Consider the following 16,319-nt stretch of genomic DNA (forward strand, 5'->3'; position numbering starts at 1 on the left):
CATTATGAACCAACCGTCCTCCCCTTTCAGCAAACAGGAACTCATCCCCCAGGAAGAAACACTGGAAATTCTAAAACAAAAAGGGGAACTCTTTATTGGTATTCCCAAAGAAAATCAGTTTCAGGAAAAAAGGATCTGCCTTACGCCTGATGCTGTCAATGCCCTTACGGCCAACGGACACAGGGTGCTTATTGAATCAGGCGCCGGGGATGCCGCTAATTTTACCGACCTGGATTATACCCAGGCCGGGGCCACCATTACCAAAGACACTAAAAAAGTCTTTTCCTGCCCTCTACTTCTTAAAGTAGAACCCCCTACCCTCTCAGAGATACAATTTATCAGTCCGCAGACAACCATCATTTCTGCCCTGCAAATCAAAACCCAGTCGAAAGCCTATTTTGAAGAATTGGCGAAAAAAAGAATTACCGCCATCGCCTTTGAGTTTATCAGGGATGAAGATGGGAACTACCCGGCTGTAAGATCGCTGAGCGAGATCGCAGGAATTTCGAGCGTGCTTATTGCCGCTGAGATCATGGCAGCCACAAATAAAGGCAGCGGCCTGATGTTTGGCAACATCACAGGCGTACCTCCCCTTGAAGTCGTGATCCTCGGAGCAGGAACCGTGGGGGAATTTGCCGCCAGATCGGCTATAGGGCTCGGAGCCAACGTAAAGATCTTTGACAACTCTATCACCAAATTGAGAAACGTTCAAAGTAATCTTCAGCAGATCGTCTACACCTCTACCCTCCAACCTAAAAACCTGCTTAAATCATTAAAACGATGCGACGTGGCCATCGGCGCCATGCGTGGCAGAGACCGCTCCCCTGTGGTAGTGTCTCAGACCATGGTTGAACATATGAAAAAAGGCTCGGTGATCATTGATGTGAGCATCGATATGGGCGGTTGTTTCGAAACAAGTGAGCTCACCACACACGACAAGCCCATCATTAAAAAATTCGGGGTGCTGCATTACGGCGTACCCAATATCCCTGCCCGATATCCCAAGACATCATCGGTGTCTATCAGCAACATATTTACCCCCTATCTACTTAAAATAGGGGAAGATGGCGGCCTGGAGAATTCACTGCGTTTTGATAAGGGGTTAAGGAACGGACTATACCTTTACCACGGTATTCTGACCAACAAAACCGTCGGGGATTGGTTCGACCTAAAATTCAGTGATATCAACTTCCTAATCTTTTAACATGGCCTTTCTGAAACGCCTGGGGTACTACATGATAGGCCTTACCATCGGAATTATTTTTCTTACATTTTTCCTTAAAAAGAAAACCTCAGAAACCGGGACCGAATTCTGTTATTTCCCCAACTGCCGGGTGCTGAAAGAGCTGAGATCAAAACCCCTCGCCTACTCAGCCAACATGGAGGAGATGATGGACGACAAGAGGATTGATACTCTTACTATTCAATACCTGCTTCGCGAGGGGGATGTAAATTTCTCTGAGAGCGATACCAAAGCTCAACCCTGTAAAGTCTTTCTTGTGGAGGGGCAAATTCAGGAAAGAGAGGCTGCCCTCCTATTTAAAAACTGCGATAGTACTACCATTCTGGAATCAATAGAATTCAATCCTTAACCAGGGCGATTTTATTTCCCATGCTCTTCCTGTGATACTTTTTATAGGTTCCCATAAGCTGATCCCAAAAAGTAAAATACAGCCCATAGTTAACCCTTGCATTTTGGTGGTGATAATTGTGATCTGAGGCTGTGTTCTGCCAGGATCCCAACCTCAATAAAACAGGATCGAATCCCAGATGGATATAAACATCGTAAAGGGTCATAAAACTGATAAAAGCAATGAGAGTATACTGATGCCAGGGCACCAAAAACACAATGATGGGAATCACCCCCATGCTTAAGACTGCTTCAAACGGATGAAATGAAAAAGCAGACCAGGGCGTGGGATTTGTAAACTGGTGATGCACCTTGTGTATAATACGAAACAGGGATTTGTGATGTATGAGTCGGTGTGTCCAATAAAAATAAGTGTCATGCAGGAAAACCATCAGCAAGAAACTCAGAAAGGCATAGGCCAGTCCGTAATCTGAAATGCTTTTGTAGTGCATGGTACTGCCATCCTGAATCCACTCGAGAAAGATCCATATTCCCAAACCATAGATTACCAATGTTAGAAGGGAGTAAAGGATTTCCCTGCGGATTTGAGATCCCGAAGGTCGTTTCTCCTGAATTTTAGTTCTCTGCAGCCTCCTTCCCGGAGTCACATAAAAAACAAGAAATGGAATCCCGGCCAGTATGAGGTAACGCAGTACGAAAAGCAGGGATACCAGTAACCAGAGTTCTATGGATGACAATTTCGCTTCCATAATCAATATGCCGGACAACCTGAAGTTGTCATTTGTTCTAACTTTTCTTCTATATGGGGATCGAGGATATTTCCCGACTTCCGATGACAAAATGTACAGGGATTTATATCACCATCCGTATCTACATACAAACCTTTTTTTCCCCAACTATAACAGCCGTGTCTTCGTTGATAATATCCGTGGTAAGTAATTAGCGGATAATCAAGATATCCATTTGAAAAGTTCATTTTTAAAAATGTGTTTTCCAGTAATTTTATCTGGTAATCATTTAAAGAAACCTCCTTGTCCTTATAGTGCCCTACATTTTTGGGTTCCAGGAATTGTACAAAATGCACTCCTGTATCCCTGGCCAGGTCCATATATTTTCTGATGTTCTCCTCATTGACGAATTCCTTGGTCATACAAATGGAAAAGGCAACCACCAGGCCATTGTTTATTGCATTTTTAGCCCCTTCAGTCGCCCAGTAAAATGCGTCCTTATAATTCCTGAAGCTATTGTGAGCCTCTGCTTCGTAGTGATCGAGGCTAATAAAAACTCCTGTAAGTCCGGCCTCTTTTAACCTCCTTGCATTGGTACTGGTCAATTTCAGGCCTGAGGTATTCATCCAGAAGTTGGTTTCTTTCGATGCTTTTTGCATCAGAGAAATCAGTGTATCTATTTTAAGCATGGGCTCCCCACCGGTAAAATGGATCTGAGCGGTACCAAAGTCCTGTAATTTCTTTACCGTGGCCTGTATTTCTGCCGTAGTCCTTGTTTCCTTTTTATTGAGAGACTCCCATTCATAACAGTGTTCACACCTTAAAGCACACTTCTTTGTTATGGCGAGGAAAACATGATTAAAGCGAAAGGCAGCTGTATTATTCTCCCTAAAATGTTTTAATTCGGAGGCGATAAAGCGTTCATACACCTTGTCATTCCAACCCGGGGTGAACAAGCCCATATAGTATTTCCCATCCACAAAAGCCATTTTTCTCAAAACGTGATCTCCCAGAAATCGCCTTCTCAACTTGATTAGAAAACGCAACCCTCTTATCCAATCCAAGGGATTACGATAATGTCTAATAAGAATTTTCAGCAGACTTAACTTAAGTTTCAGATGCACCAGGGCCTTCTTCTTCCCTGAAATGATGGAACTCCTTCTCAAATTAAGTGGTCTTTCCACCTTGGATTGAATATCCTCTTCAACCGACCAATTTTTGGCACCTGTTAAAGGCAATGTATTTGCATTTCTTTTATCGAATAACATAGCCTTCTTTTTTAGATTGGAATGTGTTTAGGATACGATGGTATTCGTTTTCAGAGAATCTTGTAAAGGCATTCGGGTTCTTAAATTTCCTCAGTTCACTGAAGTCGGGTATCCCCTCGTAATCCCTGACATAGGTATAGTAGCCCCGGTTCTTCAGGAAATAGGAGTAAGAATACTCATTATCGGTCGATGGGGATAAAAAACGAATATCGACCCGGTCACCCACATTTTCCTGAGTGAGATATTGTTCATCTCTTTTCTTCAATAGGTGCGTGACCTCTTCCCCTTTATCAGTAACGGCCTGATGGGGATCAAGGAGAACCGACTCAAAAGGAAGGTCAACCTCATAGCCAATCCCGATATAGTCTACTTCCCAGAACATATAGCCAGTTTCGAGCTTCACCTCTACCTCCTCCTGCTCTATTCCTGCAAGATCAAGTGTAAGCCCCAGGTCCCTGTAAGCCAGGGGCCCCACTGAAGAGATTTGGTCCACAATCTCCCATTGACCGTTCTTTTTAACCGAGACCGTAAGGGGTATGTTTTGTTCCTCCCGCCAGGTTTGGGCTTCTTCCTTTGTTGTATTGAGCTGAGATTCCTGAAATGTGTTGTAAAAACCCCCGAATTTTTCATTGAATCTGCCGAAAACATAATCGAGCCACAGGGAATTTTTTGCGGTTAAATAAAGCTTGGCTTCCCTGCTATCCTGCGGCTTTTTAAAAGTAAATACCACATTTCGTTTGCTGTTCTTTGTCGGTATGGGTGTATCAAATTGATAGGAATGACCGTCCGTCTCCAGTGCAGGTTTACGATCCTGAATCCTTCCATCAACAAACACCTCGTCCGGACTTTGCACCTCGCCATAAAGAATTACTTCTCCCTGTTTATCGAGCAAGGCTTTTGTGTTTTCAGGATGTTTAACCCTCACGAGCTGCACAAGATCGGTATGTTGTATTTCGAGCAGCTCATTTGTGATCTGAATATGCAACTCTCCGTCAGATTCGCGCAGGGATGGTAAAGGAAGGTAATCGGTCTGCTGGGCATTTTTTATAATGTTGCCCGGATAAAGTTCCCCGGAAAATACCAGGCCATTCCCTGTGTCTGCATATACAAAAGGACAAGAGCTCTTCGTCAAAGCCACTATGGCCAGCATTAAAACAAATGCGCCGATAGTCGTCAGGGCGATGTTCAGAACAGTTTTGCCGCGATTATTATTGGTAATAGCAATTGTCTCAATGTCTTCGATAGGTATTGTTGTAGCCCCTAATGCCATAGGCTCCCCATCCTTTAGGTAAATATGGACCTCATTGAGGGGACCGGTATTCTTATATTTGTATCGATATGATTTACCCGGCTTTATTATATCTTCCTTCACATGTTTTTGTGAGAGGAGTGCAGTAGTACCGGTAAATTCCATTGTATCCTCATTTACCTCCGGATTCGCCAAATGTAGCAAAGCCTGATTCTTGTGAAGAATGATGTATTTGTCGGCTTCATTGAATGCTCTGATTTGACTTGCCATCTCCTCATTGTTTTGAGCAGGAACAGATTTTACCCTGTAATACGAGCAACCGGTACTAAGGTTTAGAAAAGCCAGGGTGAGCAATACAGAAAAAGTCGACCTGATCTTACTGTCATTTTTAAAGAAATGCAGCGGACTGAAATTAAAATTGGATGTAGCTTTCATAGTATGGCGTTTTTAGCATCTTATCTCATGATCTGATGAGGAAAAGAGAATTAAGACTACTCCAAACTAAGGAAGCTTTATAAAAGGGAAGTCCGAAATTATGTTTCCAGCATAATTCAGGATAAGTCCATATGCTGTGCCCGGAAATCACTAGGGGTTTGTCCTGTGAATTTTTTAAAAGCCGAGTAGAAGGTCGACTTGGAATTAAAGCCACATTCTAAGCCTATGGCGACGATGGTATAGGGCTTGAACGTAGGGTCTGATAGAAGTTTTTTGGCTTGTTCTATTCGATACTCATTGATATAATCCGAAAAGTTCTGCCCGCTGTATGCATTGATCAGTTTTGATAAATGTCCGGGACTAATCGAAAGCTCGGCTGCAAGTTTTTCCATACTCAAAAGCTGATCTAGGTATTTCTGATGTTCTAAAATATGTTTTTCCAACGCCCTGAAGCTCTTATCGTGTTTCTCATTGACAAAATCTGTCTTCCCTATACTCCTTCTGTCTGATGTGTCTTTTGGAAGTAGTTTATCAGTAAAGGACTTTCGCAACAATATCCTGTCCTGAGTAATGGTATACCTGAACAATCCCTGATACCCAATCCAATACAGTAAAACAGAAGTAGCAAGGCGCAAGGGATAGTAAGCAGATTCGCTTCCCGTGGTATTAAAGACTGCAATCGCAATAATCCAAAGAAGAAAAACAGCACTCCCCAGGATCAGAAACAACTTTATCCATTTAATATCATCATAGTCTAAGATTTCGGAATAAAGAGATGATTTTTTAAATACAAGGAGGATCGCTTTAAAAAAAATAAAGAGGGAAAAAACAGCATTTACTACTTCTTCTGCGGAGGTATAGGTTGCGATGGCTTCCACATCCCCTGAGGAGCTGCCATAATAAACATAGGCAATCAATGCAGACCTGAGAATTAATTCAAAAAGCAATATGGCCAAAGCCGGTTTGATGTAGGTCCTGAGGTGTTCTTCTACATTGAGGTAATACACAAGAAAGGAATAAAAGCAAGGCAAAATAAGCAGGTACCATGGAACCAGCATATGCTTGATGTAAAACAAACCGGAAGAATAACCAGAATCAATAAGCCAGGCCTGCAGGTTATTTAAAGAAATAAAGAGTACAGTAAGGGTTAGGAAGAGAATAACCGGACCTATTTTCTTTTTCAGTAAAAAGGTAACGGCAAAAAAAATGAAACCCTGAATAGCCCCTGCAATGAGTAAAAAATTGATAATGGCTATCCAGTTCATTGGTCAGGAGGTTGATCGCGTATAAATATATAAAAGAATACCTCTTCTTACAGTCATTCCCACGAAAGTCGGTTTATCTCAATCTGCTAGAATATTTCAGGATTGAGTTACGCATTAGACTCTACGAATCTTAGTCGGACTTATATTTTTCTTCTCTTCCTTTCTTTTTTCAGCAATTCCAGTTCCCGGTTGGTTTGTCCTGCCACTGAGGTATTTTCTTCGGCCCTTCGGATAAGATAGGGCATCACGTCTCGCACAGGCCCAAAAGGCAGGTACTTGGCTACATTATAGCCTTCTGCAGCAAGGTTGAAGCTGATATGGTCGCTCATCCCAAATAACTGTCCGAACCACACTCTGGGGTCGTCTTTGGCGATCTTGTTCTCTTCCATCAGCTGCATAAGGAGATAGGAACTCGCTTCATTATGTGTCCCGGCAAAAAGGGAAATAGAATCGAGGTGCTGAACAATAAATGAAATGGTCTTGTTAAAATTTTCGTCTGTTTCCTTTTTGGATGCACATATCGGCGATTTGTAACCCATTTCTTCGGCCCTTTCATTCTCTTTTTCCAGATACGCGCCCCTTACAGCTTTAATTCCCACTTTGAAGCCATCTCTTTCAGCTCTTTCCATAAGCCCCTTCAGATAGTCGAGCCGGTCCCAGCGATATAACTGAATCGTATTGATAACGACAGCCTTTTTCCTATTATATTTTCGCATCATTTCCTCAACCAGTTCATCGGCTGCGTCCTGCATCCAGCTTTCTTCTGAGTCGATAAGAAGGCATACGTCCAGATCAAATGCTTTTTTGCATGTAATATCAAAGCGGTTGACCACCCTTCCCCACTCTTGCTGTTCTGCTTTAGTGAGTTTCTTGCCTGAACTTAATTTCTCATAAAGGTGAAACCGGCCAAAGCCGGTAGGTTTAAAAACCGCAAATGGGATGGCATCCCTTTCCTTTACAAAGTCGAGTATCTTCAGGGTCACCTCCAGGGCGTTGTCAAGAGGATCTTCTGTGTCTTTTCCCTCAACTGAATAGTCGAGTACCGAACATACACCTTTCTCCCATAATTTATCAACGGTGGGCATACAATCCTTCTCATTGACTCCCCCGCAAAAATGGTCAAAGACGGTAGCGCGAATAAGTCCTTCCACTGGCAGATGGGTCTTTATGGCAAAATTGGTGACGGCTGTACCTATTCGCACCAGGGGCTGATTAGCGATAAGTTTAAACAGGAAATATGCCCTTTCCAATTCGGCGTCGGATTTCAGTGCAAAGGCGGTCTTAGTATTTTCAAATAATTCAGGCATTTTATTACATTTAACACAGTTCCAAATATAATCACTCAAATAATATCCGTATGCTAAAAAATTGCCTTTAATTTGTCTGACTGTTCACCTCAATAATCCAATACTATCATGGAATCGATACTGACCGAAACCTATTCCATCTATTTCAACGAATCGGCCTATGAGGCGCTCAACCAACACCTTAAAAGGGAGCGATACTCCAAGATTTTTATCCTTGTAGACGAAAACACTCAAAGGGATTGTCTTCCTTTATTCCTTTCTTCCCTGGAAACAAAGCTGGATCTGGAAATTATAGAAATGGAGGCGGGAGAAATGAATAAAACCATAGAGACATGTGTTCAGATCTGGCATAGTCTATCAGAACTTGGGGGTGACAGGAGGAGCCTGATGATTAATTTAGGCGGAGGCGTGGTAACTGATCTTGGAGGATTTGTGGCTTCTACCTTTAAGCGGGGGGTAGATTTTATCAATGTTCCTACCAGCCTACTGGCCATGGTAGATGCATCAATAGGCGGAAAGACTGGTGTTGATCTGGGTGTATTAAAAAACCAGGTGGGGGTAATCAACCAGCCGCGAATGGTTCTTGTGATGGTCGATTTTCTAAATACTCTTGATAAGCGCCAGCTGAGAAGTGGTTTTGCCGAAATGCTAAAACACGGGCTGATCACAAGCGAGCCTTACTGGAGCAAGCTTAAAGAAACTAGACTGCAGGATTCTCTTGATGAGTTTATTTACCAGTCAATTGAAATTAAAAATGAAATTGTATTACAGGATCCAAGGGAAAATAACCTGAGGAAGATTCTCAATTTTGGTCATACTCTCGGTCATGCCATTGAATCTCATTTCCTGAAAAAGGACGAGAAGACAGCCCTTTTACATGGGGAAGCCATTGCTGTGGGCATGATCCTGGAAGCCTATCTTTCGAGCAAACTAAGCGGATTGGGGCCACATCAGCTTGAAGATATCAAACACACCCTCCTGGAACGTTACAAAAAAGTGAAGTTCACCGAAGAGGATAAAGAGGCAGTACTTTCCCTTTTAATATTCGACAAGAAAAATTCACACGGCCTTGTCAATTTTGTACTTCTGAAATGTATTGGTGATACTGTAATCGATCAGCGGGTTCCCCACAAACTTTTTATGGAGGCATTTGCATACTACGAGGATTAAGCTTTTCATATACTAAAAATCGGCTTTTACAACTCTTTCCCTTTCCCGAGATAAAAATATTCTAGATTAGAATTGATTATCAGGCCTATCAGCTATGCCTAAATAACCAACCTAATGAAACGAATATTAATCGACCACAAGAAATTAGACCAGACCCTGGCTGTCCGACTCGTAGAAACGTATCCGGATGGTTATGGGGATGATGACATCATCGCCTTTAAAAGCCCCAAAGGGGAATTCATAGAAGCGGTGGAACTCAGAACTGAGGATGCACTTTATCTGGTTAAGATCAGTCAGAGTCTAAGTCACTTTATTGCCAACTTTGAGGAAAATGGTGAACTGGATATTGAGGAAAGCTATAAGCCGGTTGCTGAAAAATCGGAGCTGGAGCTGAATATGGAAACCGAGATTGAGGAGGAAGAACTCGACTAGTCCTGCAGGTAGCGCTCTCTGAGGATATTGCGATGATGTCGCTGATGTCCGCAAATGATAAATCCAAGTGCCGCCACACTCATATTTGAATTACTGGCAACTCCTTTTCGTTTCAGGATATCTTCATTAAAAGACTCATACAAGGTGATGGTCGATTGCCTGATTGCTTTATACTCTTCAATTATAGAATCCAGGCTCCTGTTTCCTGCCCCCGATTGCGGGACATACAAATCCTGATCAAATCCGGGAAGAGGTGTCTGATCCTTCCTGGCAAAACGCAATGCCCTGTACTGGAAAACCCTTTCGGAATCAAGGACGTGTAGAAGTACTTCCGCCACGGTCCATTTGCCCTCGGCATACTGGTAGTTGAGTTTGTCTTCAGGAATGCTTGCCAGAAATTGAGGGTAGTTCTTTATCTGCTTGCGAAGAGTTTTCATCAAATCCACTTCCCCAAGTGCCTCGATATATGCCCTGTAGTAAGGGTTATATTCGTGCTCCTTAAGTTCGGATGTTTTCATAAATGGATCAGTGAGTAGACTTAAGTTTCCCTTAACAGGGATTAGAGCTCATTAAAGATAGTATGCATGAGCCTCTTTTTATCATTGATACTCTCTTCAAGAGAAATCATAGTTTCCGTCCTGCTGATACCGTCTATGTCGTCAATTTTAAAGATGATATTCTTGGCATGGTTGGTATCCTTAGCCCGGATCTTGCAAAAGATATTGAATTTTCCGGTGGTGATGTGGGCAACAGTTACGTTTGGAATCTGATTTAAGCGCTCCATCACAAACTTGGTCTGATGTGTTTTTTCAAGAAAAATTCCCACATAGGCGATAAAAGCATAGCCTAGTTTTACGTAATCCAGGGTTAATGATGAGCCCTGAATTATACCGGCTTCTTCCATTTTTTTCACCCTAACATGCACAGTGCCTGCGGAGATCAGTAATTTCTTGGCTATATCAGTAAAGGGAGTCCTGGTATTATCAATCAGCATATCCAGGATTTGGTGATCAATTTCGTCTAATTTTACTTTTCCCATAATAAGAATATTTTCGGCTAAAATAATCAATTATCAAAATATACGTAACGAATCAGCAGGTTTTTTGAAAGATGTGCAATTTCAGCTCATTTTTTAACGCTTATGCGTTCAGGAAAAGTCTAGCGATCTCTTCTTTTTGCCTGAGCTTTTCCAGATCCTCCTTATTTGCACAATCAAATGTCTGGTGTCCGTAATACACCCGGAGTTTTCCCTCTTTTTCGATATAAGGTCTGAAATGAATTCCCTCAGAAGTCAGTTCTTCTTTGAAAAGAATACCTGCAGAATAAGAATTCAAACCCTTTTCGTCAAGAATCTGGGCATTTCGTATAAGAAAATCAAAAAACAGCTTCTTGTTCTCGGGAATATTGAAATAATTGGATTCGCTCTCTGAATGATATGAATCAAATGCAATAGCCTCCAGTGCAGTGTACAAGGCTTTATATACAAACATCCGTGTTTCTTCCCTATCGTAATCCTCAGGATAGTGCCCCGCCTCTACCAATATAGTGGGGGTTCCAGACATTTGAAAGGCATCCCCTACACAGTTAGGGTTAAAAGCATCGTCATATCGTCCTACCTGACCAGGAATCAAATCCTGTAATTCCCTGTTCATACTCGAAATTACTTTCATTGCGCTTAGTCGACTCCCAGTCACCTTACGATCGGGGTCTGCTGCAGGAGACAGAAATGATAGTGTAGCGGGCTTGGGAGAGGTGCCTGCGCTAAAGATCGTCCGCTGGTCGTGCAGGTTAAAGCAAAAATCCGGAGCAAATGTTTCGAATTCCCGTCTCAAAATAACACTTTCAGGCTGTGACAAATCCTGAGCATCCCGGTTGAGATCCACTTTGTTCGCATTTTCGCGTGTGTAGGCGTAGGCACCGTCGGGATTCAGCATCGGAATGATAGTCAGGGTGAGCCTTTTGAGTAATTCATCCGACTTGTCAGAACCCTGATAAAATGTATTGAGCAAGTCGAGTATCGCCTTAGTGGTCGTAGATTCATTTCCATGCATCTGTGACCACATTAAAATTTTAACCGGCCCTTCACCTAAAGTAATTTTATCTATGGATTTATTCTGAATGGATAAACCTGCCTGAGCAACTTCAAATCGGGTTTTAATTTTATTTAGAAAGGGACGAAGGTGATCGTGATGCACATAGCGCCCACTCACAGAGTTCACCTTTATTTCCTGATATGTCTTTTTAAAATCCACCGTTTTCTCTCATGGAGTAGCCACAAAAGTAAGTCCAATTTTATTTACAATTGTCATAAGAATAGTTACATTTGTAAACGTGTATTAACTGATTTTGAGGGACTTTAATATACATTTGTAAACAAATCTTAACAAAAAGAAAGAATATACATACATATTACTCTATATCAGCATATTAATCACAACTACTTAATGTATATATTTATATTTTTTGAATTAAATCATCTTCATTATTATTAAAAATTAACAAGTACAGAATACGCCGAGTATACAATGGTAAACACTGAGGAATTTATAGCTCGACTTGAAAAAGTGCTCGACTTTTACAACCTTTCTGCAGCGGCATTTGCAGATAAGATTGGGGTGCAGCGTTCCAGTATTTCTCATCTCCTGACAGGGAGAAACAAACCAAGTCTGGAGTTTGTGATGAAGGTGGTTCGGTCCTACCCCGAAGTAAATTTATACTGGTTGCTGAACGGCAAAGGACATTTTCCCGCTCAGGCTACAAGTGAAAATCCTGCTAGTTCTGAGAAAAAAGTTCAAACAACAGATCAATCTGTAAAAAAACAGATTAAAAAAATTCTCGTGCTCTATGAAGATGGCAGCTTTGAGGCTTTTGATCAATTACCGAACAACTGATATTATCTGTCGCTTTTCAACTTGGTCTTATTGCTTATAATTCGTTATTTTGCAGGCATGCTCAACACCAGGTATTTTTTGCTCCTCCTCCTGCTTATAGGCACGAGTTGTTACAATCCCCCAAGAGATTGCAAAGCATTTAAAGAGGGCACATTTCGATTTACTGCAATTATTGATGGGAAAGAACAAACTACTACATTTGAGAGGTATAATGATCAGGAAATTGATTACTTTGAGGGAAAAGCAGACACATCTTCCATCCGATGGATTAATGACTGCGAATACATTGTAAAGAAATTAAGGCCACAGGATGCCGCTGAGGAAAAATCAATTCACATGAAAATCCTGACGACAACTGACAGTTCCTATACCTTCGAATACGGGCTGGTGGGCAGTTCTAATAAATCGAAGGGGACAGCTATCAAAGTAAACTGATTATGTTTGATATTCTCACGAGTCCGGATGCATGGGTTGCTCTGCTAACCCTTACATTCCTTGAAATCATCCTCGGTATTGACAATATTGTCTTTATTTCCATCGCAGCGAACAAACTTCCCGAACAAGAGCAGAAAAAAGCTACATTCTGGGGTTTGGTCCTGGCCATGGTACAACGAATTATCCTGCTTTTTGCCGTTTCCCTGCTGATAGGCCTTAAAAATCCCTTTTACTATATCGAAAGTTCATGGTTTACTGCTGGCATTAGTGGTCAGGCCCTTATATTGCTATTAGGCGGACTCTTCTTGTTGTATAAAAGCACATCGGAAATTCACGAAAAGGTGGAGTTACCTGAACACGATGAAGACGAGCTTAAATCTAAAAACATCACCACGCTTCCCAAGGCCTTATTTCAGATCCTGATCATTGATTTCATCTTCTCCATCGATTCTATACTAACTGCAGTTGGAATGACCAGTGGGATCGGAGATCACCCTAATGATGCCCTAATTCTCATGATTATTGCTGTTGTAATCTCTATTATCATTATGATCGTATTTGCCAATGCTATCCGGGTTTTTATCAATAAACACCCCTCTATGCAACTTCTGGCACTTTCGTTCCTTATCCTGATTGGTTTTATGCTAATTGCAGAAGCCGCTCACCTGAGTCACGCCAGTTTCTTTGGCTCAGAGATCGGGTCGATTCCGAAAGGCTATCTTTATTTTGCTATATCCTTCTCCCTTCTTGTTGAGTTTCTGAATATGAAATACAGAAAGAAAGAGGAGATCATTGAAGACAAGGAAGAAGAAGAAGGGGGAGATAAATAGACCTGAAGCGAATACCTCGCTGGCAATCTCCTCAAACGTGGTGTGGCATCAGAAAAGCTTTGTTTGCCCCTCGTCATCCTTGGTCCCTTTTTTGCCCTCGGATTTCTTTTTGGGGGATTTTTCCTGAACTACTTCCACATTTTCCTCATCCACTACCTCAATATCTACGGGGTCGTGTTTCTCGGGTTCTTCATAAGGCAAAGGGTCTTTGGCATTGATTTCCAGGACTTTCTCTTTGGTCAGCTGATTTCCCATGGCGGTAATACCTTTGACATCAATAAAGTCCTCTAAATCGACCTGCATATTGTCTTTACGCTCCTGCCCTCTCCTTTTTGCGAATACCACTTCAGCCACAGGACGGTAATCTGTAAATACTTTTTCGAGATAAGATTTTGGATGGCTGCTAATAATTACCTCCTCTTTATCAGGGTTATCGATCAGAAAACGCTTCACATAAAACAATTCCTTCTCTCCTTCCCAATAAATAGCAGACAATGGTTTTTCGGGAATCCATTTCTCTAATACAATCATGTCGTCGTCAAACCTCATAATCAGGTCGGGGATTGCGGTCTTTACTACCCCTTTCTGACTGATCATCAGTAACCTGTCTTCACTTGTAAATTCGCCCAGCAATTCTCCCCGACCATCGACGTTGAGGCGTTGGATGGTGTCGTCAAACCAGATTTTTCTCGGCTTGAGTGTTGAAAGACCTTTTTCTTTCAGCTCTATCCTTTTGATAGAATATTTGGTTACTATATTTCCTTTAGAGCCTCTCCCTTTGATTAACACATCGGCAAAATCGAGATCCCATTTTAGCTTTTTAATACTCCCTGCCTGCCGTAAATTCACCGTGACTACTTCTGCTTCGCCATTGGGGTTCGCCGTAAAGTAGAGCACCTCAGATTGCGCCTTCCCTGCAGTCAGATCATACATCTTATCCCGGGTAACGGAGGTTACATTAAACCGCTTCACATAGCTGGCTCCGCCTCTGCCGTCCTTATAGATCATATTATAGGTTGTGCGCTTATCCTTTTTCTTAAAGACCGCTACGTGAATAATATTCTTTTCCACAAAAGTCTTACTGTCGACCTTAGTAACCATCATACGGCCACTTTTTGTAAAGACGATAATGTCGTCAATGTCGCTACAATCTGTTACGTATTCTTCCCTTTTCAGGGAAGTGCCGATAAAACCTTCTTCCCTGTTTACATAGAGTTTGGTGTTGCGAATAACCACCTTGGTAGCTTCAATTTCGTCGAAGATTCTGATTTCAGACTTGCGTTCCCGGCCTTTGCCGTATTTGCTCTTCAGCTCTTTAAAATAATTTATGGCGTATTCTACCAGGTTAGCCAGGTAATTCTTTGTCTGAGCAATTTTTTCTTCAAGACTTTCAATCAGTTGCTGGGCCTTATCGATATCAAATTTGGAAATCCTCTTAATCCTGATTTCTGTAAGCCTTACAATATCCTCTTCGGTTACTGCTCTTTTTAAATTCGTTATATGAGGCTTCAGTCCTTTATCGATCGCTTTGATTACACCTTCCCAGGTTTCTTCCTCTTCAATATCGCGATAGATACGATTTTCAATAAAAATCCTTTCCAGGGAAGCAAAATGCCATTGTTCCTCGAGTTCTCCTAATTGGATTTCCAACTCTGCCTTGAGCAATTCAAGCGTATGTTCGGTAGAACGCTCCAACATCTCCTGTACCCCAATAAACAAAGGTTTATTGTCTTCAATGATACATCCCAGTGGCGAGATGGAACTCTCGCAGGCCGTAAAGGCGTACAAGGCATCTATGGTCTTATCAGGGGATATCCCTCCGGGGAGGTGAATTAGTATTTCAACATCTGCAGCGGTATTGTCTTCTATCTTTTTAATCTTGATCTTCCCTTTATCATTCGCTTTTAGTATAGAATCAATAAGGGACGAAGTATTGGTCCCATAAGGGATCTCATTGATGACAAGGGTGTTTTTATCGAGCTGGGAAATCCTTGCCCTCATGCGAATCTTCCCCCCTCGCAAGCCGTCATTGTAATTGGTAATATCAATGATCCCCGCCGTTGGAAAGTCGGGATAAAGTTTAAAACGCTGTCCTTTCAGATGTTTGATGGAAGCGTCGATAAGCTCGTTAAAATTATGGGGCAATATTTTTGTGGAAAGGCCCACCGCAATCCCTTCGGCGCCCTGAGCAAGAAGCAGTGGAAATTTTACAGGCAGATTTACAGGCTCCTTTTTTCTTCCATCATAGGATAACTGCCATTCCGTAATTTTCGGACTAAAAACTACGTCAAGGGCAAATTTGGAAAGACGCGCTTCAATATATCGCGAGGCTGCAGCCCCGTCTCCGGTGAGTATATTTCCCCAGTTTCCCTGGGTGTCTATCAGCAGATCCTTTTGCCCGATTTGCACCATGGCATCGGCAATACTCGCATCCCCGTGAGGGTGATATTGCATGGTATGACCAACAACATTAGCTACTTTATTATAACGCCCGTCATCCAACTCTTTCAATGCATGCATAATTCTGCGCTGCACGGGCTTAAATCCGTCTTCGATGGCGGGAACTGCTCTTTCCAGTATGACGTAAGAAGCGTAATCGAGGAACCAATCCTTGTACATGCCAGTGACCCTGGTAAGCGCCTCTTGTTGTCCTTCCTGGCTCTCCTCTTTCCCTAATTGCCCATCTTCATGTTCCTCCATATAGAAAGACTCCTATTT

General features: G+C 42.1%; 16 protein-coding genes. 7 read left to right on the forward strand and 9 right to left on the reverse strand.

Annotation, left to right across the window (positions count from 1 at the left end; genetic code table 11):
- Positions 1-4 precede the first annotated feature (4 nt).
- Positions 5-1,204, forward strand: a complete 1,200-nt coding sequence (locus AB8P51_RS13805) for an alanine dehydrogenase (RefSeq protein WP_369749439.1) — start codon at positions 5-7, stop codon at positions 1,202-1,204.
- A gap of 1 nt (position 1,205) precedes the next feature.
- Positions 1,206-1,592 (forward strand): DUF4258 domain-containing protein, encoded by a 387-nt coding sequence (locus tag AB8P51_RS13810; protein WP_369749440.1) that lies wholly within the window; start codon positions 1,206-1,208, stop codon positions 1,590-1,592.
- Here AB8P51_RS13810 and AB8P51_RS13815 read toward each other — a convergent pair.
- The 5 genes from AB8P51_RS13815 to AB8P51_RS13835 form a co-directional block, all read right to left on the reverse strand.
- A complete protein-coding gene (locus tag AB8P51_RS13815) occupies positions 1,582-2,340 on the reverse strand; it encodes a sterol desaturase family protein (protein WP_369749441.1) in 759 nt (252 codons plus the stop codon). The genes AB8P51_RS13810 and AB8P51_RS13815 overlap by 11 nt on opposite strands.
- A 2-nt stretch (positions 2,341-2,342) precedes the next feature.
- Positions 2,343-3,587, reverse strand: a complete 1,245-nt coding sequence (locus AB8P51_RS13820) for a radical SAM/SPASM domain-containing protein (RefSeq protein ID WP_369749442.1) — start codon at positions 3,585-3,587, stop codon at positions 2,343-2,345.
- Positions 3,574-5,271: a hypothetical protein gene (locus tag AB8P51_RS13825; RefSeq protein ID WP_369749443.1), complete on the reverse strand. Its 1,698-nt coding sequence runs from the start codon at positions 5,269-5,271 to the stop codon at positions 3,574-3,576. The genes AB8P51_RS13820 and AB8P51_RS13825 overlap by 14 nt, the downstream gene beginning before the upstream one ends.
- A 116-nt stretch (positions 5,272-5,387) precedes the next feature.
- Positions 5,388-6,536, reverse strand: a complete 1,149-nt coding sequence (locus AB8P51_RS13830) for a helix-turn-helix domain-containing protein (RefSeq protein ID WP_369749444.1) — start codon at positions 6,534-6,536, stop codon at positions 5,388-5,390.
- A 140-nt stretch (positions 6,537-6,676) separates the two neighbouring features.
- The gene (locus tag AB8P51_RS13835; RefSeq protein WP_369749445.1) at positions 6,677-7,843 is read right to left on the reverse strand and encodes a proline dehydrogenase family protein; all 1,167 of its coding nucleotides are present in this window, start codon (positions 7,841-7,843) and stop codon (positions 6,677-6,679) included.
- A 108-nt stretch (positions 7,844-7,951) separates the two neighbouring features.
- Here AB8P51_RS13835 and aroB point away from each other — a divergent pair, with 108 nt between their 5' ends.
- Complete coding sequence (aroB, locus tag AB8P51_RS13840) at positions 7,952-9,013, forward strand: 3-dehydroquinate synthase (protein WP_369749446.1); 1,062 nt, start codon at positions 7,952-7,954, stop codon at positions 9,011-9,013.
- A 114-nt stretch (positions 9,014-9,127) separates the two neighbouring features.
- On the forward strand, positions 9,128-9,445 hold the full coding sequence (locus tag AB8P51_RS13845) for a hypothetical protein (RefSeq protein WP_369749447.1): 318 nt from the start codon (positions 9,128-9,130) through the stop codon (positions 9,443-9,445).
- On the opposite strand, the gene AB8P51_RS13850 is transcribed toward AB8P51_RS13845, so the two are convergent.
- From AB8P51_RS13850 to AB8P51_RS13860, 3 genes are all read right to left on the reverse strand, one after another.
- Positions 9,442-9,963 carry a DinB family protein gene (locus AB8P51_RS13850; protein WP_369749449.1) on the reverse strand — a complete coding sequence of 174 codons (522 nt, stop codon included), beginning with the start codon at positions 9,961-9,963 and terminating at the stop codon, positions 9,442-9,444. The two genes, AB8P51_RS13845 and AB8P51_RS13850, sit on opposite strands and share 4 nt — an antisense overlap.
- Before the next feature lie 41 nt (positions 9,964-10,004).
- Positions 10,005-10,484 (reverse strand): Lrp/AsnC family transcriptional regulator, encoded by a 480-nt coding sequence (locus tag AB8P51_RS13855; RefSeq protein WP_369749450.1) that lies wholly within the window; start codon positions 10,482-10,484, stop codon positions 10,005-10,007.
- 100 nt (positions 10,485-10,584) lie between these two features.
- A complete protein-coding gene (locus tag AB8P51_RS13860; protein ID WP_369749451.1) occupies positions 10,585-11,697 on the reverse strand; it encodes a M14 metallopeptidase family protein in 1,113 nt (370 codons plus the stop codon).
- A 273-nt stretch (positions 11,698-11,970) separates the two neighbouring features.
- Between AB8P51_RS13860 and AB8P51_RS13865 the strand changes: the two genes are divergently transcribed.
- From AB8P51_RS13865 to AB8P51_RS13875, 3 genes are read left to right on the forward strand one after another with little or no spacing between them, the layout of a single operon-like run.
- Complete coding sequence (locus AB8P51_RS13865; RefSeq protein WP_369749452.1) at positions 11,971-12,336, forward strand: helix-turn-helix domain-containing protein; 366 nt, start codon at positions 11,971-11,973, stop codon at positions 12,334-12,336.
- A 57-nt stretch (positions 12,337-12,393) separates the two neighbouring features.
- Positions 12,394-12,771: a DNA topoisomerase IV gene (locus tag AB8P51_RS13870; RefSeq protein WP_369749453.1), complete on the forward strand. Its 378-nt coding sequence runs from the start codon at positions 12,394-12,396 to the stop codon at positions 12,769-12,771.
- Positions 12,772-12,773: 2 nt separating this feature from the next.
- On the forward strand, positions 12,774-13,601 hold the full coding sequence (locus AB8P51_RS13875; protein WP_369749454.1) for a TerC family protein: 828 nt from the start codon (positions 12,774-12,776) through the stop codon (positions 13,599-13,601).
- A 48-nt stretch (positions 13,602-13,649) separates the two neighbouring features.
- Here AB8P51_RS13875 and AB8P51_RS13880 read toward each other — a convergent pair whose 3' ends face one another.
- On the reverse strand, positions 13,650-16,301 hold the full coding sequence (locus AB8P51_RS13880; protein ID WP_369749455.1) for a DNA gyrase/topoisomerase IV subunit A: 2,652 nt from the start codon (positions 16,299-16,301) through the stop codon (positions 13,650-13,652).
- Positions 16,302-16,319 lie beyond the last annotated feature (18 nt).

The sequence above is a fragment of the Muriicola sp. SD30 genome (assembly GCF_041205185.1).
Lineage (GTDB): Bacteria > Bacteroidota > Bacteroidia > Flavobacteriales > Flavobacteriaceae > Muriicola.